Source organism: Streptomyces sp. NPDC047108 (assembly GCF_040643575.1).
Lineage (GTDB): Bacteria > Actinomycetota > Actinomycetes > Streptomycetales > Streptomycetaceae > Streptomyces.
This window is the reverse complement of sequence record NZ_JBEYUP010000005.1, coordinates 54,884-73,814: the sequence shown is the minus strand read 5'-3', so window position 1 is coordinate 73,814 and position 18,931 is coordinate 54,884. Positions and strand designations below refer to the sequence as shown.

Below are 18,931 nucleotides of genomic sequence, written 5' to 3'. Positions count from 1 at the left end.
ACCCCGGCAGGCCCCGCGGCCCGGACGCGGACGCGGACGGCGGGGCGAACGACCGCCCGTACGTCACCACCGCGCCCGGACGTCCCGGACCCGTCGCGACGCCCGGCAGCACCGCCGGGCCCGGTAATCCGGACCGGCCCGTCACCCCCGGCCGTCCTCCCGGGCCCCACTTCCTGGCCATACGTCCCTCCCCTCGCCCCCGTCAGCCCGCAATGGATCCGAAGTCCACGTCCGCGCCGAACACGAAGCCCGCGACGAGCAGCAGCAGGGTGCCCGGGAGCATGAACGTGGTGATGGTCAGCGTCGCCTTCGGGACCGCCCGCGCCGCCCGCCTCCGGGCGTTCTGAGCATCGGCCCTCCGCATGTCGGCGGCGATCTGGATGAGCGTGTCGACGATCGGCGCGCCGAGGTCCTCGCCCTGCTGGAGCGCGGTGACGAACATGGCCACCTGCTCGGAGTCGTTGCGGCGGCGCAGCTCCTGGAACGCCTGGCGGCGGCTCACCCCCATGTCCATCTGCCGCAGGGTGATGCGCAGTTCGTCGGCCCACGGGCCCTCGTACTTCTCCGCGACCCGGTCCAGGGCCTGCCGGAAGCCGAGTCCGGCGCTGACGACGACGGCGAGGACGTCGAGGAAGTCGGGAAGGGTGCGCTCGATGGCGGCCTTGCGCTGCTGGACCGCCGCCCAGATACCGACCTCCACCCACAGGAAGCCGAACGCCACGAGCAGGGCGGCCAGGACGGGCTGGCCCCGCAGCAGCAGCACGAACGCCCCGAAGAAGCCGAGGAAGCCATAGACGGCGCGGCGGGCGGCGTAACGGTTGAGCGTCAGACCGCCCGGGTTGCCCGCGAGGTCGATGCGGCGCCGCACCTTCCCCGCGCGCTGCCGGCCCATCATCCGCAGCACGACGGGTGCGTAGCGCATGCCGATGCGGTCGATGAGCGAGCCGACGGCGCCGGTGCGGGTCGCACCGACTTCGAGCGCGAGGGCGAGGTCGCCGGGGAGCTTGGTGTCACGGCGGTAGAGCGCGATGCCGTAGGCGATCCCGGCCACGGCGAGGCCGGTGAGCAGGGCGAGCAGCAGTCCCATGTCCTCCCGCCTCCTCAGACGTCGATCTTCGCGAGACGGCGGACCAGGAAGAAGCCCACCGCGTAGAGTCCGATGGCCACGATCACCGCCGCCTGCCCGAGGAACGAGCCGGTCATCCGGTCGAGCGCGCCCGGCATCACGCGGTCGAGCAGCAGCAGCGCGCCGACGCCGAGCGCGGGCACGGCGTACGCGGTCACGGTCACCTGCGAGAGCTGGGTGCGGACCTCGCGCCGGGTCTCCTTGCGCTCCTCCAGGGTCCGTGTGAGGTTCCGCAGGGACGCGACGACCGTGCCCCCGGCCCGGTTGGAGAGCACCAGCGTGGTGACGAGGACGACGAGTTCCCGCGACGGCAGCCGTTCGGCCAGCTCGTCGAGGGCCTCGTCGATGGAGTGGCCGAGCGCCAGCCGGTCGGCCACCCGGGCGAGTTCGGAGCCCGCGGGGTCGTCCAGTTCCTCGGCGGCCATGGCCAGGGCGGTGCGGAGGGCGAGCCCGGCGTGGGTGGCGTTGGCGAGCACCCGGGCCAGCTCCGGGAGCTGGTTGATGAACTTCTCGATCCGCTGGGTCCGCTGCCAGTTGAGGAAGGCGACAGCGGCCCACAGGCCGATGAGGGCGGCCACCGGGCCGAAGAAGGAGGCGAGGAAGGAACCCGCGATCAGCCACAGTCCGGCGGCCGCGGTCACCGTCCAGACGACGAACTCGGCAGGGGTGAGGTCGAGTCCGGTGGAGGCCAGGCGCAGTTCGAGCTGCCGGCCCCACCGCGTACGCCGCAGCCGCCGGTCCAGTCCGGCGAACCGCCGCCGCTGCGTCTCCGGGACGGGGCCGGTCGAGGAGAGCCGGTCGACCAGGGCCTGCCGCTGCGCCCGGCCGGATGCGTACACGTGCACCCCCGCCACCGCGAGCGCCCCGCACAGCAGGGTCACGCCGAGCGTCAGCATCGGCAGGGAGCCGTCGAAGGTGTCCATGGACTGCTACTTCGCCTCTCTCGTGGCGAGCTGGTCGTCGGAGTCGGCGACGCCGAAGGCCTGCGGCACGGGCTCGCTCGCCAGGTGGAGCCGTTCCGCGATGCGGCGGGGCAGCGGGAAGTACGTGTAGTGGCCGTGCACGGTGCGGTCCGCGTCCAGGGGGCGGGCGTTGAAGCGGCAGACGGTGGCGATCCGGTAGGTCTCGCGGCCGCGCGAGGCGAGGACGACGATCTCGCTCACCTTGCGGGACCCGTCGGCGTTCCGGGTGAGCTGCACGATGCAGTCGACGGCGCTGTTGATCTGGTCCCGCAGCGCCTCGAAGGGGATCTTGACCTCCGACATGGAGGCCAGCGTCTGGAGCCGCATCAGGGCGTCCTCCGCGCTGTTGGCGTGCACGGTGGCCAGCGAGCCGTCGTGTCCTGTGGACATCGCCTGGAGCATGTCGAGGGTCTCGCCGCCGCGGACCTCGCCGACGATGATGCGGTCGGGGCGCATCCGCAGCGAGTTGCGCACCAGGTCCCGTACGGTGATCCGGCCCATGCCCTCGACGTTGGGCGGGCGGGTCTCCAGCCGGATGACGTGGCTCTGCTGGAGCTGGAGCTCGGCCGCGTCCTCGACGGTGATGATGCGCTCGCCGTCGGGGATCAGCCCGGACAGGGCGTTCAGGAGCGTGGTCTTGCCGGAGCCGGTGGCACCGGACACGATCACGTTGCACCGCGCCCGGACCAGGCCCGCCAGCAGCATCAGCATGGGCTCGTCGAGCGTGCCGAGCCCGATGAGCTCCTGGAGCGTGTACGAGCGCGGGAAGCGGCGGATGGTGAGCGTCGCACCGGTCAGGGACAGCGGCGGGATGATGACGTTGACCCGCTCACCGCTGGGCAGGCGGGCGTCGACCATCGGATTCGCCTCGTCCACGCGGCGGTTGACGACTGAGACGATCCGCTCGATGGTCTGCATGAGCTGGTCGTGCGAGGCGAACCGTACGGGCACCTGCTCGACGCGGCCGCCGCGCTCGACGTAGACCTGGTCGGGTCCGTTGACCATGATCTCGGTGATGGAGGCGTCCTCCAGCAGCGGTTCGAGCACGCCGAGGCCGAGTGCCTCGTCGACCACGCGCCGGATGAGCTGGGCGCGTTCGGCGGTGGAGAGCACGGGGCCCTCGCGGCTGATGATGTGGCCGAGGACGCGCTCCAGCCGGGCCCGGCGGTCGGCGGCGGCCAGGGCGGACATCTCGGCGAGGTCGATCTCCTCGAGCAGCTTGGCGCGGTAGACGGCGACGAGATGGCCGTCCTCGCGCATCCCGCCGCTCTCCTCGGGGGCCGTGACGCGGGCCCGCAGGCTCATCGCACGCTCCCCGCGCCGGGCACCCGTACGGGACGCGTGCCGCCCGCCGGGGCCCGGCGTGGGCCGCGCGCGGGAACGGGAGGGGCGGGACGTGCGCCGCGCACCGGATCGCTGGCCGTGCTCATGGTGTGCTCTCCTCGTCACGCGGCATGACGGCCGACCGCTCGGCCGTGCCGAAGTTCCCGATGCCCGGGACGACCGACGGGATCTCGACCCGTGCGGTCGCCGTCGCCTCCCCCGCGCCGCCTCCGACCGTGATGTCGGCCCGGCCGGCCATCCAGTCGCTCATCGCCGCGAGGCCCGCGCTCGCCCCGTCGGAGTCCGACTCCTCGTAGGACTCGGTACGGGCCGCGGCGCGCGCGCCGGTGCCCGCCTGGGAGACGGCGTACGCGGCGACGCCGAGCTGGACGGTGGCCAGGCCCAGGAGCAGCAGGATCGGCACGAAGCCGATCAACTCCAGGGCGACCTGGCCGCGTTCGCGCGCGGCGGAGCTCCTGATCCGGCCCGCGCGGCCGGGGGCGGGTCGTAAAGGTCGCGCCGTCGAGCCCGCAGCCATGGGTCAGCCCTCCTCCGCCGCTCCGGCCTCGCCCCACACGGTGACGGGGAAGTCCACCGCCCCGGGGAAGAGCACCGGAACTTTCAGCCCGACCTCGGCCTTCCACAGGCCGGGCTCCCGGAAACAGTTGATCTCCGGGCCGCTGTCCTGCCAGCCCTGCGGGAGTTCGTCCGTCGCCACGTCCGCGCAGGGCCCGGCGCCGTCCGCCGCGGTCGCGGCCCGGGCCGCCTCGTCGGCCGCGTTGCCCGCGAGGGTGTAGGTGTAGCCGAGCAGCGCGCACTGCCACACCAGGATCAGCACGAGCGCGATGAGCGGGACCATCCCCAGGAACTCGATGGCGACCTGGCCGCTGTCGCCGCCCGCGCCCCGGCGCCGCAGCCCCGGAGCCCCACGCTCGCCGCGGTCACCGCGGAGCTTGGCCCGACCGCCCCGCGCTCCCTTCTCTCCGCGGCCCGCGCGGTGGCCCCGTGGTCCGTCCTCGTCCGTCCCGCCGAGCAGGTCGAGTTCACCCGCGAGGGCCTGCACGGCCTGCTTGACCGCGGACCGGCCGTCCAGGTCCTGCATCCGGCCCGAATTCACCACGGGCTGCAGCTCTTTGAAGTTGGCGGGCACGGCGGACCGCGCGACCCGGGTACCGGTGATCTTCTCGATCAGCGACGGCTGGATCTCGCTCTGCCGCGTGTGGCGGTTGACGACGGTGACGGTCTCCTCCGCCTTGCGGATCTGCAGCCGGTCCCACAGCCGTACGAGCCGCTTGGCCGCCCGCACGGCCACCACGTCCGGGGTGGTGACCATCAGGGAGGCGTCCGCCATCTCGATGGCGGCGGCGTTCGCGCTGCTCATCTGGGAGCCGCAGTCGATGACCACGACCTCGTACCGGGTCCGCAGGGCGCTGACGATCTGGCGCACGGCCCGGTCCGGGACGTCCTCGCCGCGCTCCCCCTCGGCCGGCGCCAGCAGCAGTGCCAGCCCGGTGGGATGGGCGTACAGCGCCTCCTGGAGGACGCGCGGCGAGATGTCGCTGATCCCCGCCAGGTCGGCGATCGAGCGGCGGAACTGCACGTCCAGGTACGAGGCCACGTCACCGGACTGCAGGTCCAGGTCGACCAGCGCCGCGTTGCGCCCCGACGCCCGTGCGGCGAGGGCGAGTTGAACGGCGGTGACCGTGGTGCCGACCCCGCCCTTGGCGCCGCTGAGGGTGATCACCGTGCCCCCGGGGCCGCTGAACGGGTCGGCGCCCGCCCCGAGATGGCGGCGGACCCCGGCGGACCACTGCGCGGCACCGTGGACGCGGGCGGCCAGCTCCTCGTACGACAGCGGGAGCGCGACGAGCCCGCGCGCGCCGGAGTCCATCACGGCGGAGAAGAGCCCGGGGCTGGAGTCTGCGGTCACGAGGACGACGCCGACCGCGGGGAAGCGCAGGGCCACTTCCCGGATCAGTTCGAGGGCGGGCACCGGGCCGATGCGCTCGTGGACGAGGACGACTTCGGGCAGTTCCTCGACGGACTCGGCGGCGAGACGGGCGAGGGTGTCCAGGAGGGTCGTGGAGTCGGCGACCGGCGGGGCCGGCTCGGCGTCCGGGAGCTGGCTCAGCAGGGTGGTGACGGAGCGGGCCGCGTCCGGGTCGCTGATGGCGGTGAGGATTCTGGTCGTCATCCGTTGCCCCCCTTGTCCCCGTCGAGGGTGTACGTGCGGTCGGCAGGCGGGACGGGTGAGCCGCCGCCGGGAGCGACCAGGGCCAGGCGTACGTGCGAGGCGAACGACTCGGCGTAGGCGACGCGCTGGGCGTCCAGCGTGCCGAGGCCGAAGGTGATCGGCACGGCCTCGGTGGTCCCGCGCCGGCGCTCGTCCTGGTCGGGGTCGAGCGGGGTGAGGCGGCCGACGTCGATGACCTTGGCGCCGGTGACGATGACCTTCGACTGGGGCCTGGCGCCGCCGGTCTCGCGGTCGAAGGTGGCGTAGATGTTGACCGTGGCGCCGGGGCGGATCTTGCCGGCGACCCCCGTCGCGGCGTCGATCATGATGGCGATCTCCTGCTCGCCCTTCTCCAGCGCCGGGCGGTCCACGACCATGTCGCTCTGCAGCAGGGACCCCTTGCGGAGCGGGGTCACGGCTATCTTGCCGTCGATGCCGCGGAGGTCGGTGACCGCCGTGTCGGGCACCCAGCGCCTCGGTATCTCCACCTTCCTGAACTGGCTCTCGTTCAGCTCCTGGTACGGCTTCACATCGGCCGCGAGTTCGTACGCCGTCGTCTCCGGCCCCACCTTCGACTCCACGTCACTGATCACCGAGAGCACCCCGGCGAAGGCGCCGAGCGCGCACAGGACGGACAGCAGGATGAGGATGACGCCGCGGCGCTGGCGTGAATTCATGTGACGGACAACCTCGTTCAGGAACGTATCCGGGTCAGGACGGACAGTAAGCGATGAACGTGACGGCGGACCGGCCCGGGGGACCGGGCGACCGCCCGGCGGGCGGTCACGAGGCGGTCAGCGCCAGCGGGGCCTTCCGGGCGGGTGGTGGCGCGACGGGCGCCGAGCAGAACGCACAGCGGTCGCCGATGAGCTGGAGCCCGCACCAGCGGCAGTCGTCCCGGCGGACCGAGGCCACGACCTGGTAGAGGACGGAGAGGTCGCCGATCGCGGAGGCGAACTCGACGAGCCGGGACGTGCCCCACCAGCGCGCCGACTCCGCGGGCAGTTCCACCTCGCGCACCTGCTGCACCCGCCAGGCGGGGGCGAGTCCGGAGGTGACCCAGTCGGACTGCAGCCGCCCGCGGGCGAACAGCAGCTCGGTGCCGAACTCCGGCCCCCGCAGGGGCTCCTGGGCCGCTCCCCCGACCTTGGTGAGCTGCTGCGCCGGGTTGACCAGGACACCGAACTGGCTGCCTGGCACCCAGGACGTGGCGTGCGAGGCGAGGCTGACAGGGACGCGGTCGAGCCGGGACACCGAACCGAGGAGTGCACCCGCGTAGACGTAGTGCGCGAGCAGCCGGGTCGCGGAGGCGAGCACCCCGGGGCTGAAGTCGCAGACGGAGAGCCGGCGGAGCTGCAGGGCGAGCGCGGCGACGGCGAGGGGCGGCAGGTCCAGGCCGAGCAGGGCGATGCGGTCGCTCTCCAGCACCGACCGGATGGTGTGGAGCCGCTGGTGGGTCTCCCGCTGCGCTTCGCCCGCGGGGTAGAGCACGATCAGATAGCCGTGCTGTTCCAGGAGCCGGTGGGTGTCGGCGAGCGCGGCATCGAGGGACTGCGCGTGCGGTGGCGGGATCACGGCGGCGGGCGGGGTCTGCGGGTCGGCGGACGGAAGCACCAGATCCGGACTGGTGACTGCGATGGCGATGGGCACGTCGGTCTCCCCGTTCCCCTCCGGTCGCCGGTCGCCGGGGGCCGGCGGCCGCAGATCGACACTGCGCTGCGCTCCTGCACGAGCACTGTATCCACCAGTTGAGATGGAGTGAACAGTTCGCCGGTATCAGCGGAGTTGATCCCGGGAAGACCGGTATCCAGAGGTCTTGACGATCTTCCGGACCGGGGGCGCACGGGGCGCCGCGGGGGTGCGGGCGTACGCGGCGCTCACGGGCGTCGGACGGTCGGCGCGTCAGGGCGTACGGGGGCGCCGGCGCCCGGACAGCGGTGCGCGGCGCCGCCGGAGAACCGGCAGTGCCGCACACCTCGTACGCCCACGGGTCGAACCCCCTTCCGTCACCAGGGGAGTTCGCGCACCTGCTGCACGCACAGCACGACGAACAGCAGCCCCGCCGCCGCCAGCATCCCGTTGCTCAGCATGCCGTTGCGCCACTGCTTGGGCGTGCGGTCGGTGTTGAGCAGCCAGATCAGCGTCAGCGCCAGGAAGGGCATGAAGAAGGCGCCGAGGACGCCGTAGGCGATGACGAGCCCGAAGGGCTGGTCGAGGAAGAGGAGGGAGATCGGGGGAAAGGTGAGCCAGAGGAGGTATGCCCGGAAGGGCAGCGACTTCGCCGCGTCCCCGGACACGACCTCGGCCACGGCGCCCCGGTCGGCACCGTCCGGAGAGCGTTCCTTGCGGAAGCGCTCGACGAAGTCGGCGAACATCAGGCTCACGCCGTGCCAGACCCCGATCAGCGACGAGAAGGACGTGGCGAAGAAGCCCACCAGGAACAGCTTCGCGGTGGTCGCGCCGAACCTCGCCTCCAGCACGTCGCCCAGGCTCAGGAGCCCCTTGTCCCCCTCCGCAAGGGCGAGCTTCGACGCGTGCAGCAACTCGGCGCCGACGACCAGCATGGCGATGACGAAGATGCCCGTGGTGATGTACGCGACGCGGTTGTCGAGACGCATCACCTTCATCCAGCCGGGGCTCGTCCAGCCCTTCGCGTTGACCCAGTACCCGTACGCGGCCATGGTGATCGTCCCGCCGACGCCTCCGATCAGGCCCAGCGTGTAGAGAAGCGACCCGTCGGGCAGCACGGGGGCCAGGCCCGCGAACGCCGCGCCCGCGTCCGGACCGACCCGTACGGCCACGTACACGACCACCACGAACATCACGCCGACGAGCACCGTCATGACCTTCTCGAAGACGGCGTACTGGTTGAACCAGACGAAGACGAGACCGATCAGGCCGGTGATCACCGCCCAGGTCTTGAGCCCGAGGAAGTCGGGGAAGAGCGCGGCGAGGGGCAGGGCGCTGGACGACATGGCCGTCGCCCCGTACACGAAACCCCAGATCACCACGTAGATCGCGAAATAGACCGTGGTCCAGGCGCCGAGGCTGCGCCAGCCGTCGAACAGCGTGCGCCCGGTGGCCAGATGCCAGCGGCCCGCGGCCTCGGCGAGCGAGATCTTCACGAGGCAGCCGATGACGGCGGCCCACATCAGGGTGTAGCCGAACTTGCTGCCCGCGATGAGGGTGGCGACGAGGTCACCCGCTCCGACGCCGGTCGCCGCGACGACGATCCCCGGCCCGATGTACCGCCAACTGGACTTCCGCGGCTCCTCTACGACCTCACCGGTACCGCGCTCACTGGTCTCCGCCATGGGCTGCCTCCGCTCTCGTCCCCCGGGGCCGACCTGCGGAATTGAAACTTCCTTGACCACCGGCGCACAAGGGGCCGTACAGGATCGGATGACTCGGCCGGGCTCTTGCCGGCGAAGCGGCGGCCTGGTGCCGTACCGAGGGTGTCCGCGTGACGCCCCGGCGCGAAGGGCACGTCAGGCGTCCTGCGGATACCAGCGCAGTTCGACGGTGTTGCCGTCCGGGTCGCGTACGTAGAGCGACTGTGCGGTGCCGCGGGCGCCGAACCGTTCCCCCGGGCCGTCCAGGACCGTGAACATGCCGGAGTCGACGACCTGCTCCCAGTCCAGCGGCTCGACGACCAGGCAGATGTGGTCCACGTTGGAGCCCTCCGGGGCCCCCTCAGGACGCTGGACGACGTCGATGATGGTCGAAGGGCTCACCCGCACCGAGGGGAACGGCGCCTTGCCCGCACGCCACTCCTCGACACGGACCGGCTCCAGGCCGAGCGGGCCGCAGTAGAACGCCAGCGTGCGCTCGATGTCGGCGACGCTGAGGACGAGATGGTCGAAGTCGATCACGCGCATGGTTCCTCCACGGGGTGCCGGGCCGCGCGCGTCAGCTGCCGGCGCGGTGGCCCGGGGCGGTCGGATGACAGTCTCGGCTCCCGCCCGCCACCGTGGACGGCTACGCGCCGGGCGCGCCGTGACGGACCACCCGCGGGGCGCTGCGGCTCGGCCGTCCGCCGGACACATCGCCGCACCGGGACCGGCGCCCGGCGCCCGGTGGCTCCACGGGGCGTTCGCGCGCGAAGCCTTGACAAGGGCATTGGTCTGGACCACGTTGTACCGCAGCGACGCAGGGGCCCCCGCGTTCACCACGCACCACTCCCCAACTCCCCCCACCCCGGAGGCAGTCGTGGAACGCAGCAGCACACACCGTCGGCCGTATCGGAACAGATCCCGGCTCGCGGCAGGACTGGCCGCCGCGGCCCTCGCGGCCGCAGGACTCACCACGCTCGGGACCGGCACCGCGACGGCCCGGCCCGCCGACGAGCGGGCCGCCGTCCCGAAGCACGCGGTGACCGGCTACTGGCAGAACTTCGACAACGGCGCCACCGTCCAGAAACTGCGAGACGTCCAGGACGAGTACGACATCATCGCCGTCGCCTTCGCCGATGCCACCGGCACCCCGGGCGCGGTCGACTTCACCCTCGACCCGGCACTGGGCTACGGCTCCGAGGACGAGTTCAAGGCCGACATCAAGGCGAAGCAGGAGGCGGGCAAGTCCGTCGTCGTCTCCGTCGGCGGCGAGAAGGGAGCCGTCCGCGTGAACGACGCGGCGTCCGCCGCCAACTTCGCGGACTCCGTCACCGGGCTCATGGCCGAGTACGGCTTCGACGGTGTCGACATCGACCTGGAGAACGGCCTCGACTCCACCTACATGACCCAGGCCCTGAAGGCCGTCCACGCCGAGGCGAACGACGTCGTGGTCACCATGGCCCCGCAGACGATCGACATGCAGTCGACGTCGAACGAGTACTTCAGGACGGCCCTCGCCATCAAGGACTTCCTCACGGTCGTCAACATGCAGTACTACAACAGCGGTTCGATGCTCGGCTGCGACGGCAAGGTCTACTCCCAGGGCTCGGTGGACTTCCTCACCGCCCTCGCCTGCATCCAGCTCGAAGGCGGTCTCGACCCGTCCCAGGTCGGCATCGGCGTGCCCGCCTCCACCCGGGGCGCGGGCAGCGGCTACGTCGAACCGGCCGTCGTCAACGCGGCCCTGGACTGCCTCGCCAAGGGCACGAGCTGCGGAAGCTTCACGCCGGACCGGACCTACCCGGGCATCCGCGGAGCGATGACCTGGTCCACGAACTGGGACGCGAGCAACGGCAGCGCCTGGTCCAAGGCGGTGGGTCCGCACGTCCACGGCCTTCCGTAGACCTCACGCGCCACCCTCACGCACCGTCCTCACGCGGCACCTCCTGCGCGAGCGTCCGGAGAACCGCCATCCCCCACGCCGGGAGGCCGCCGTCCCGTACGGCGGCGGCCCTCCCGCTGCCCGCGCCGCCGCCGTACCGCCCCGGGGGGCCGCCCTGTAGCGTCGGCGGGCGTGAGCGCTCCGGTCCCTGAAGGCGACCCGTCCCCCGGTGAGAGCCCCCGCCTCCGGCGGCGTCTCGGCCTCCTCGACGCCGTCCTCGTCGGTCTCGGCGCGATGGTCGGGGCCGGGATCTTCGCCGCACTCGCGCCCGCCGCCGCTGCCGCCGGATCGGGGCTGCTGCCGGCGCTCGCCGTGGCCGCGCTCGTCGCCTACTGCAACGCCACCTCCTCCGCGCGGCTCGCGGCACGCCACCCGGCCTCGGGCGGCAGTTACGTGTACGGGCGCGAGCGCCTGGGCGAGGCATGGGGCCATCTCGCGGGCTGGGCCTTCGTGGTGGGCAAGACCGCCTCGTGCGCGGCGATGGCACTCACCGTGGGCGCGTACGTGTGGCCGGAGCAGGCGCACGCGGTGGCCGTCGCCGCCGCCGTCGCCCTCACGGCCGTGAACTACGCGGGGGTGCAGAAGGCCGCGTGGCTCACCCGGGCGATCGTCGCCGTGGTGCTGGCCGTCCTCGCCGCCGTCGTGACCGCGTGCCTGACGGGTGGCACGGCGAAGGCGGTACGGCTCGAACTCGGCGCGGACGCCACGGTGTCCGGCGTGCTCCAGGCCGCCGGTCTGCTGTTCTTCGCCTTCGCGGGCTATGCGCGCATCGCCACCCTCGGCGAGGAGGTCCGGGACCCGGCGCGCACCATCCCCCGCGCCATCGGCGTCGCGCTGGGCATCGCCCTGACCGTGTACGCGGCGGTGGCCGCGGCCGTCCTGGCGGTGCTCGGCACGGAAGGGCTGGCGGAGGCGACCGCGCCGCTGGCCGACGCCGTGCGCGCGGCCGGGGCGCCCGGACTGGCCCCCGTCGTACGGGCCGGGGCCGCCGTCGCCGCCCTCGGCTCACTGCTCGCGCTGATCCTCGGCGTCTCGCGCACCGCGCTCGCGATGGCCCGGGACCGCCATCTGCCGCACGCCCTGGCCGCCGTCCATCCGCGGTCGGGGGTGCCGCACCGCGCCGAACTCGCCGTGGGCGCCGTCGTCGCGGTGGTCGCCGCGACGGCCGATCTGCGCGGGGCGATCGGCTTCTCCTCGTTCGGCGTGCTGGTCTACTACGCGATCGCCAACGCCTCGGCCCGCACCCTGACCCGGGAGGAGGGCCGCCCGCCGCGCGCCGTACCGGTGGCCGGACTGGCCGGCTGTGCGCTGCTCGCCTGCACGCTGCCGCTCCCGTCGGTCGTCACGGGAGCGGGCGTGCTGGCGGCCGGTGCGCTGGTCCGTCTGCTGCGGCGGCGCATCACGCGCCGGAACGGTCCGCCCGGCTGAACTCCGCGCCGGGACGCGCCGGAACGGCCTCCGCCCTGTGGACCCCGCCGTCGTCCACAGGGCGGCCTCAGGCCGTCCCGTCGCGCCGACGGCTACTCGGGCTTGGGCAGTTCACAGCCCGGCAGACCGAGGTCGACCTTGTTGCCGGTGCCGATGCACTTGGTGAGGGTGTACGTCTGCTGGGCGTAGCTGATCCCCTCGCGCACCGTCACCTTGCCGTTCTCGTCGACCTCGCACGGGTTGTTCATGGTGCACTCGCCGCCGCTCTCGTTACCCGTGTTGTTCACGGCGACGACCTTGCCGCTCGCGCTGTCGACGACCGGTGAGCCGGAGGTGCCGCCGATGGTGTCGCAGGCGGGGGTGTAGCGGACCGAGTCCTTCCAGGTCCAGTCGGCCTCGCGCATCTCATGGACGAAGCCGTCGATCTCGCAGCTGTAGACCCGCTTCCAGTAGCCGGAGACGACGTCGATGGCCTTGCCCTGCTCGGGGTGGTCGGCCGACATCTCCAGGGCCTTGATCCCGTGCTCGGACTCGATGTCGGCGTAGGTGGTGTCCAGTTCGTACAGGGATATGTCGGTGTCGGTCATCGTCGCGTAGGCGACCTTGGTGGCCTTCAGGGACGCGACCTCGTCGCCCTCCGCGTTCAGCAGGTCGAAGGTGCGGCTGGACGGCTTGTCGACCACGACGTCGCCGGCGCCCGGCATGCCGCTCTCCAGGCAGTGTCCGTTGGAGAGCACGAGCGCCGGGTCCTGGTCCTGGGAGTCCGGCATGCGCACCACGGAGCCCGAGCAGTTGGAGAGCGCGACGGTGCCGGCGAAGTCGGCGGCCCGCGCCGCCTTCCCGGCCGTGCCGGACGTCTCGGCGGGGGCGGTCCGGATTTGCCGGGTGGGCTCTGCGGGCTTCTCCGTCGCGGTGAGCGCTCCTGCGGGAGCCGCGGCTGCGGCCAGGAAAACGGCAGCGAGCGCACCGACGAGAGGCTTGTTCATGTGGGGGGTTCCTCTCCGTACCGAAGTTCTTTCGGTATTGACATGCGCATTGTGGACGCCCGGTGAGGGAGAGGACAAGAAGGCGACGAACTATTGACCTATCCATGCCAGTTCCCGAGCATGGGGCGAACAACCGCACGAATCAGTCGCCTTGAGCACCCCCCACACTGGAATCCCAGGAGACTCCATGCGACTCCGCATACGCGGCAGAAGGACCACAGCCCTCGCCGCGCTACTCACCCTTGCCCTCGCCGCGCCGTTCACGGCGCAGGCCGGGGACCCCACCCCCTCACAGGTCGCCGCGGCCGCCGACGAGCAGCTCCGGCAGTACGAGATCCACGGCCCGGCCACCGTCGCCGAGCGCACCCGGATCGCCCGGACCGGCGTCAGCATCGACGAGACGCACGAGCACACCGTCGTCGTCACCGCCGACCCCACCCAGGCGAAGAAGCTCCGCTCCCTGGGCTACGAGCTGAAGGCGCGCCCCGCACCCCCGGACCGTTCCGGCGGACGCGCGGCGAAGCCGTTCGACTTCCCCTCCGACGACTCCGGCTACCACAACTACGCGGAGGCCGAGAAGGAGATCAACGAACGGGTCGCCGCGCACCCGGAGATCATGAGCAAGAAGGTCATCGGCAAGTCCCACGAGGGCCGCGACATCGTCGCCGTCAAGATCAGCGACAACGTCGGCAAGGACGAGGACGAGCCCGAGGTCCTCTTCACCCACCACCAGCACGCGCGCGAGCACCTGACCGTCGAGATGGCGCTGTACCTGCTGCGCGAGTTCGGCGACGACTACAAGAAGGACGAGCGCATCACCAAGGCCGTCGACGGCCGTGAGATCTGGATCGTCCCGGACCTGAACCCGGACGGCGGCGAGTACGACATCGAGTCCGGCGACTACCGGATGTGGCGCAAGAACCGGCAGCCCAACGAGGGTTCGTCGGAGGTCGGCACCGACCTCAACCGCAACTGGGACTACAAGTGGGGCTGCTGCGGCGGCTCGTCGGACGACCCCGGCTCCGAGACCTACCGCGGTGAGTCAGCCGGGTCCGCTCCCGAGGTGAAGGTCGTGTCGGACTTCGTGGCCGGCCGCGTCGTCGGCGGCAAGCAGCAGATCAAGGCCGCGATCGACTTCCACACGTACAGCGAGCTGGTGCTCTGGCCGTACGGCTGGACCGAGGACGACACCGCGGAGGGCCTCACGCAGGACGACCGCGACGCGTTCGCGGCCGTCGGCGAGAGCATGGCGAAGAGCAACGGCTACACCCCCGAGCAGTCCAGCGACCTCTACGTCACGGACGGGTCGATCGACGACTACCTGTGGGGCACCCAGAAGGTCTTCGCCTACACCTTCGAGATGTTCCCGTCGGGCGGCGGTGACGGCTTCTACCCGCCGGACGAGGTCATCGAGCGGGAGACCGACCGCAACCGCGACGCGGTGCTCCAGCTCCTGGAGAACGCCGACTGCATGTACCGCTCCATCGGCAAGGAGGACGAGTACTGCAAGAGCTGAGCCCGTGCGGCCCGGCCGCGACCGAAGGCCCCGGGACCAGAAGGTCCCGGGGCCTTCCCGCGCTCGGACGGCCTCGGCGTCAGACGACGAGACTCAGTGCCGCCGCCACCACGAATCCGGCCACCGAGAGGACCGTCTCCAGGACGGTCCACGACTTGAGGGTGTCGCGCTCCGAGATGCCGAAGTACTGCGACACGATCCAGAATCCGCCGTCGTTGACGTGCGAGGCGAAGATCGACCCGGCGGAGATGGCCATGATGACCAGGGCCAGGAACGCCTGCGAATGGTGACCGCCCTCGACGAGCGGCAGCACGATGCCCGCCGTCGTGACGATCGCGACCGTCGCCGATCCCTGCGCGACCCGGAGCACGACGGAGATCAGCCAGGCCAGCACGATGACCGGCAGGCCGACGTCGTGGAAGGTGTCGGAGAGCGCCTGGGCCACACCGCTCCCCTTGAGCACGGCGCCGAAGATGCCGCCGGCGCCGACGACGAGCAGGATGTTGCCGACCGGCTTCAGCGAGGACGTGGACACGCTCTCCAGCGACTTCCTGGACCAGCCGCGGCGGATGCCCAGCAGGTAGTACGCCAGCAGCAGGGCGAGGGTGAGCGCCACGAACGGGTTGCCGAAGAACTCGATGACGCTGCGCGCCGTACTGGGGTCCAGGGCGATGGAGGAGAAGGTCGCGGCCAGAATCAGGGCCAGCGGGGTGCCGATGATCAGCAGGACCGTGCCGAGCGGGACCGGCGCCTCGCCGCCTGCGCGCCCGGCCTTCGCCTGCTCGGCCGCCACGGCCGCCTTGGCCTCCTCCGCCGCCTCGACCATGTCCTGCGGTACGGCGACGAAGAGACGCTTGCCGATCCACGCGGCGTACGCCCACGCGGCGAGGACCGAGGGGATGCCGACGACGACGCCCATGAGGATCACCCAGCCGAGGTCCACCTTCAGCAGTCCGGCGGCGGCCACGGGGCCCGGGTGCGGGGGCAGGAACGCATGGGTCATGGACAGCCCCGCGAGCAGCGGCATGCAGTACAGCAGAATCGATTTGCCACTGCGCTTGGCGGCCGCGTAGACGATCGGGGCGAGCACGAACACACCGACGTCGAAGAAGACCGGGATACCGAAGATCAGGCCGGTGAGCCCCATCGCGAGCGGGGCGCGCCTCTCGCCGAAGAGACCGAGCAGGCGTGAGGAGAGCACTTCGGCGCCGCCCGAGACCTCGAGGATCGCGCCGAGCATGGTGCCGAGACCGATGATGATCGCGACATGGCCGAGGATGCCGCCCATGCCGCTCTCGATGAGCGAGACGACATCGGATTTCTGGACGGTGCCGAAGAGTTCGGTGACGGAGAGCCCGGCACCGAGGCCGACGGCTATGGAGACGGCCAGCAGCGCGACGAAGGGCTGCAGCCGGATCTTGATGATGAGGACGAGCAGCAGGGCGATACCGAGGGCCGCGACGGTCAGCAGACCTGCGGTGCCGGGTATCAGCGCGATGAGGCCACCCGTGTGGGGTGGTGACGGTGGGGCGGGCGGTGCGGCGGCGGCGAGCGGCATGGGCGAACTCCGGTCTCTGGCAAAGGGATTCCAGGCAGGGGTGATCGCGGCACGGCGCCCCGTGGGGGATTCACCGGGGGCGGGACGCCGCGCCGTGGGCGGGGGGGGTTGGACGGAGCGTGAGCGGGCGGACGGGGATCGGGGACGGTTGCGGGGGCCGGGCTGGGCCCCCGGGTGCATCAGCCGAGGACGGCCATGGCGTCGATCTCGACGAGCAGCCCGGCCGGCAGACCCACGTACACGGTCGTACGGGCCGAGGGGGCTTCCTTCAGATCGGCGAAGAACTCGTCGTAGACGGCGTTGAACTCGGCGAAGTGCGAGGTGTCGGTGAGGTAGACGCGGACCATCATCACGTCCTCCCAGCTCGCACCCCCCTCTTCGAGCACGGCCTGCACATTGCGCAGGGTCTGCACGCTCTGCTCGCGCAGCCCCGGCCCCACGGCCGCGGGCGCCTGACCCGGCTGCGCGGGCCCGAACCCGACCTGACCCGCGACCTGGAGGATGTTGCCCTTCCTCACGCCGTGCGAGAACTTGGCCGGCGGGGTGGTGTGGTTCGCCGGGGTGACGGCGGTCTTCCGAAGCGTGTCGCCCATCAGGCTGCTTCCTTCCCTGGAGTCGTACGGGCTGGTGGGATGCGGGAGTCGGTGGCGGGTGTCCCGGTACCGGGCTACGAAGTTCTGCCCGAGTAGTCGCGGCTGATGGCCTCCGCCGTTCTGCGCACCAGCGGGAGGAGGGTGAGGAGTTCGTCGGCGCTGACCACCACGTTCGGGGCGGAGACGGAGCAGGCGGCGGCGACGCGCCCGTCCGCGCCGCGGATCGGCGCCCCGACGCAGTTGATCGACTCCTCGTGGCCGCCGAGGTCGGTGGCCCAGCCCTGCTCCCGTACGGCGGCCAGCTCCTTGAGGAAGGCCGCCGCGTGGGGCGTCGAACGGGGCGTGTAGAGGGGGTAGTCGAGCCGTTCGGCGAGCGCGCGCCGCTCCGGCTCGGGCAGATCGGCCAGGAGCAGCTTGGCGACGGCGGCGACGGTTATCGCGACGGGCTTGCCGATCCGCGAGTACATCCGGACCGGGTAGCGGCTCTCGACCTTGTCGATGTAGAGGACCTCGTTCTCCTCGTAGACCGCGAGGTGGACGGTGTGCCCGCACCGCTCGTTCAGCTCGACGAGATGGGGGTGGGCGATCTCGCGGACGTCGAGGTTCTCCATCGCCTCCTGGGCGAGGGCGAACAGGCGGGCCCCGAGCCGGTAGCGCTGGTCCTGCTGGCGGTAGACGATGCCGTGCTCGTGCAGGGTGCGCAGCAGCCGCAGGGCGGTCGACTTGTGCACACCGAGCCGCCGCGCGACCTGCTCGAGGCCCGCGGGTCCCTCGGCGAGCAGCGGCAGGATGCTCAGCGCGCGATCGACGGTCTGACTCATGGTGTGCGTACCTCCACGCGTCCGGTGCCCGCCCCGTCCGCCGTCCAGCCGGGGCCGAGACGCAGTGTCCCCCACCGGGCGGGGTCGAGAGCGGCCAGACGGTCGGCGTGGCCGCGGGAGGGCGGGACGGCGAGATCGCCGGGGACGGTGAGCGCGGCGGCGGCCATGAGGTGGCCGTGGCGGAGCCGCGCCGCCGTGGGCAGTCCGCGCAGGGTGCCGGAGAGGAAGCCCGCGGCGAAGGCGTCGCCAGCGCCGACGGGGGCGACGACCTCGACGCGCAGGGCCGGTTCGGCGGTGACGGTGTCGGTGCCGTCGGCCTGGCGGGCGTACGCGGTGGCACCGGCGGCCCCCTGCTTGACCACGAGGATCCGGGGTTCGGGGAGTGCGTCCCGTACGGCTTCGGGGCCGCGCAGATCCCAGGCCGCGGCCGCCTCGTCCTCGCCGACGAAGACGATGTCGCTGCCGCGGGCGAGGTCGAGGAGGACGGCGGGGCCCGGTGCGTCGCCGGTGTCCGGCAGGGCGGACCGGGCCGCCGCGTCCTTCCACAGCCCGAGGCGGTAGTTGACGTCGAAGGAGATCAGAGGGCGGCCGGGGGCGGGGGTGGTGATCATCCGCAGGACGTCGAGGCAGCTCGGCGAGAGCGCCGCGGTGATGCCCGTGACGTGGAGGATCCGCGCGCTCCACAGCGACCGGCGCTCCAGCAGCCCGGGCGCCATGGCGGACGCCGCGGAACCCGCCCGGTAGTAGAGGACTTCGGCGTGGCCCGCCTCCGTGCCGTCCGCGGTGGTCGCGCGCTCGCCCGCCGTGCGGAAGTAGATGCCGGTGCGGCGGTGCGGGTCGCGCTGGACGGCGGAGGTGTCGACGCCGTGCGCGGCGATCTCCGCCAGCAGATGGTCGCCGAAGCCGTCCGCGCCGACGCGGCTGACCCAGCGGGCGGTGTGTCCCGAACGCGCCAGAGCGCAGGCGACGTTCGACTCCGCTCCGCCGATGCCGCGTTCGAAGGCGGGCACGTCGGCGAGGCGGCCGGGGAGCGAGGGCACGAAGGTGACCAGGGATTCGCCCAGGCAGACGACGTCGGCGTTCGGCAGTGCGATCACGGTCCGGCGCTCTC

General features: G+C 72.1%; 17 protein-coding genes. 3 read left to right on the top strand and 14 right to left on the bottom strand.

Annotated elements, in window-relative coordinates; all coding sequences use genetic code 11:
• Window positions 1-202: 202 nt before the first annotated feature.
• The 9 genes from ABZ822_RS13330 to ABZ822_RS13290 form a co-directional block, all read right to left on the bottom strand.
• A complete protein-coding gene (locus tag ABZ822_RS13330; protein WP_360851660.1) occupies window positions 203-1,087 on the bottom strand; it encodes a DUF5936 domain-containing protein in 885 nt (294 codons plus the stop codon).
• Window positions 1,088-1,101: 14 nt separating this feature from the next.
• The gene (locus ABZ822_RS13325) at window positions 1,102-2,049 is read right to left on the bottom strand and encodes a type II secretion system F family protein (protein WP_360851657.1); all 948 of its coding nucleotides are present in this window, start codon (window positions 2,047-2,049) and stop codon (window positions 1,102-1,104) included.
• 6 nt (window positions 2,050-2,055) lie between these two features.
• Entirely contained in the window at window positions 2,056-3,393 is a 1,338-nt protein-coding gene (locus ABZ822_RS13320) for a CpaF family protein (RefSeq protein ID WP_360851654.1), read from the bottom strand.
• A 121-nt stretch (window positions 3,394-3,514) separates the two neighbouring features.
• On the bottom strand, window positions 3,515-3,949 hold the full coding sequence (locus tag ABZ822_RS13315; RefSeq protein ID WP_360851652.1) for a TadE/TadG family type IV pilus assembly protein: 435 nt from the start codon (window positions 3,947-3,949) through the stop codon (window positions 3,515-3,517).
• Between the two features lie 3 nt (window positions 3,950-3,952).
• A complete protein-coding gene (locus ABZ822_RS13310; protein ID WP_360851649.1) occupies window positions 3,953-5,605 on the bottom strand; it encodes an AAA family ATPase in 1,653 nt (550 codons plus the stop codon).
• Window positions 5,602-6,321, bottom strand: coding sequence for a Flp pilus assembly protein CpaB (gene cpaB / locus ABZ822_RS13305; protein WP_360851646.1), 720 nt, complete (start codon window positions 6,319-6,321; stop codon window positions 5,602-5,604). Before cpaB ends, ABZ822_RS13310 begins: the two co-directional genes overlap by 4 nt.
• Before the next feature lie 106 nt (window positions 6,322-6,427).
• Window positions 6,428-7,294: a hypothetical protein gene (locus ABZ822_RS13300; RefSeq protein WP_360851643.1), complete on the bottom strand. Its 867-nt coding sequence runs from the start codon at window positions 7,292-7,294 to the stop codon at window positions 6,428-6,430.
• Between the two features lie 356 nt (window positions 7,295-7,650).
• Window positions 7,651-8,958 carry an Nramp family divalent metal transporter gene (locus ABZ822_RS13295; protein ID WP_360851640.1) on the bottom strand — a complete coding sequence of 436 codons (1,308 nt, stop codon included), beginning with the start codon at window positions 8,956-8,958 and terminating at the stop codon, window positions 7,651-7,653.
• Between the two features lie 174 nt (window positions 8,959-9,132).
• Window positions 9,133-9,522, bottom strand: a complete 390-nt coding sequence (locus tag ABZ822_RS13290; RefSeq protein ID WP_360851637.1) for a VOC family protein — start codon at window positions 9,520-9,522, stop codon at window positions 9,133-9,135.
• 331 nt (window positions 9,523-9,853) lie between these two features.
• Here ABZ822_RS13290 and ABZ822_RS13285 point away from each other — a divergent pair, with 331 nt between their 5' ends.
• Window positions 9,854-10,879: a chitinase gene (locus ABZ822_RS13285; RefSeq protein WP_360851635.1), complete on the top strand. Its 1,026-nt coding sequence runs from the start codon at window positions 9,854-9,856 to the stop codon at window positions 10,877-10,879.
• Between the two features lie 171 nt (window positions 10,880-11,050).
• Complete coding sequence (locus ABZ822_RS13280) at window positions 11,051-12,346, top strand: APC family permease (protein ID WP_360851632.1); 1,296 nt, start codon at window positions 11,051-11,053, stop codon at window positions 12,344-12,346.
• Window positions 12,347-12,438: 92 nt separating this feature from the next.
• Here the strand turns inward: ABZ822_RS13280 and ABZ822_RS13275 are convergent, their stop codons facing one another.
• A complete protein-coding gene (locus ABZ822_RS13275; protein WP_360851629.1) occupies window positions 12,439-13,332 on the bottom strand; it encodes a serine protease in 894 nt (297 codons plus the stop codon).
• 187 nt (window positions 13,333-13,519) lie between these two features.
• Here ABZ822_RS13275 and ABZ822_RS13270 point away from each other — a divergent pair, with 187 nt between their 5' ends.
• On the top strand, window positions 13,520-14,848 hold the full coding sequence (locus tag ABZ822_RS13270; protein WP_360851626.1) for a M14 family metallopeptidase: 1,329 nt from the start codon (window positions 13,520-13,522) through the stop codon (window positions 14,846-14,848).
• A gap of 79 nt (window positions 14,849-14,927) precedes the next feature.
• Here the strand turns inward: ABZ822_RS13270 and ABZ822_RS13265 are convergent, their stop codons facing one another.
• From ABZ822_RS13265 to ABZ822_RS13250, 4 genes are all read right to left on the bottom strand, one after another.
• Window positions 14,928-16,406: a gluconate:H+ symporter gene (locus tag ABZ822_RS13265; RefSeq protein WP_360851624.1), complete on the bottom strand. Its 1,479-nt coding sequence runs from the start codon at window positions 16,404-16,406 to the stop codon at window positions 14,928-14,930.
• Between the two features lie 179 nt (window positions 16,407-16,585).
• Window positions 16,586-16,999 carry a RidA family protein gene (locus ABZ822_RS13260; RefSeq protein ID WP_360851621.1) on the bottom strand — a complete coding sequence of 138 codons (414 nt, stop codon included), beginning with the start codon at window positions 16,997-16,999 and terminating at the stop codon, window positions 16,586-16,588.
• A gap of 74 nt (window positions 17,000-17,073) precedes the next feature.
• Entirely contained in the window at window positions 17,074-17,820 is a 747-nt protein-coding gene (locus tag ABZ822_RS13255; RefSeq protein ID WP_360851618.1) for an IclR family transcriptional regulator, read from the bottom strand.
• Window positions 17,817-18,917: a sugar kinase gene (locus ABZ822_RS13250; RefSeq protein ID WP_360851615.1), complete on the bottom strand. Its 1,101-nt coding sequence runs from the start codon at window positions 18,915-18,917 to the stop codon at window positions 17,817-17,819. The genes ABZ822_RS13255 and ABZ822_RS13250 overlap by 4 nt, the downstream gene beginning before the upstream one ends.
• Between the last annotated feature and the right edge of the window lie 14 nt (window positions 18,918-18,931).

Bases quoted from the DNA above. Each gene is read 5' to 3' on its own strand.
- ABZ822_RS13330 (WP_360851660.1), bottom strand. From the start codon at position 1,087: ATGGGACTGCTGCTCGCCCTGCTCACCGGCCTCGCCGTGGCCGGGATC.
- ABZ822_RS13325 (WP_360851657.1), bottom strand. From the start codon at position 2,049: ATGGACACCTTCGACGGCTCCCTGCCGATGCTGACGCTCGGCGTGACC.
- ABZ822_RS13320 (WP_360851654.1), bottom strand. From the start codon at position 3,393: ATGAGCCTGCGGGCCCGCGTCACGGCCCCCGAGGAGAGCGGCGGGATG.
- ABZ822_RS13315 (WP_360851652.1), bottom strand. From the start codon at position 3,949: ATGGCTGCGGGCTCGACGGCGCGACCTTTACGACCCGCCCCCGGCCGC.
- ABZ822_RS13310 (WP_360851649.1), bottom strand. From the start codon at position 5,605: ATGACGACCAGAATCCTCACCGCCATCAGCGACCCGGACGCGGCCCGC.
- cpaB (WP_360851646.1), bottom strand. From the start codon at position 6,321: ATGAATTCACGCCAGCGCCGCGGCGTCATCCTCATCCTGCTGTCCGTC.
- ABZ822_RS13295 (WP_360851640.1), bottom strand. From the start codon at position 8,958: ATGGCGGAGACCAGTGAGCGCGGTACCGGTGAGGTCGTAGAGGAGCCG.
- ABZ822_RS13290 (WP_360851637.1), bottom strand. From the start codon at position 9,522: ATGCGCGTGATCGACTTCGACCATCTCGTCCTCAGCGTCGCCGACATC.
- ABZ822_RS13275 (WP_360851629.1), bottom strand. From the start codon at position 13,332: ATGAACAAGCCTCTCGTCGGTGCGCTCGCTGCCGTTTTCCTGGCCGCA.
- ABZ822_RS13270 (WP_360851626.1), top strand. From the start codon at position 13,520: ATGCGACTCCGCATACGCGGCAGAAGGACCACAGCCCTCGCCGCGCTA.
- ABZ822_RS13265 (WP_360851624.1), bottom strand. From the start codon at position 16,406: ATGCCGCTCGCCGCCGCCGCACCGCCCGCCCCACCGTCACCACCCCAC.
- ABZ822_RS13260 (WP_360851621.1), bottom strand. From the start codon at position 16,999: ATGGGCGACACGCTTCGGAAGACCGCCGTCACCCCGGCGAACCACACC.
- ABZ822_RS13255 (WP_360851618.1), bottom strand. From the start codon at position 17,820: ATGAGTCAGACCGTCGATCGCGCGCTGAGCATCCTGCCGCTGCTCGCC.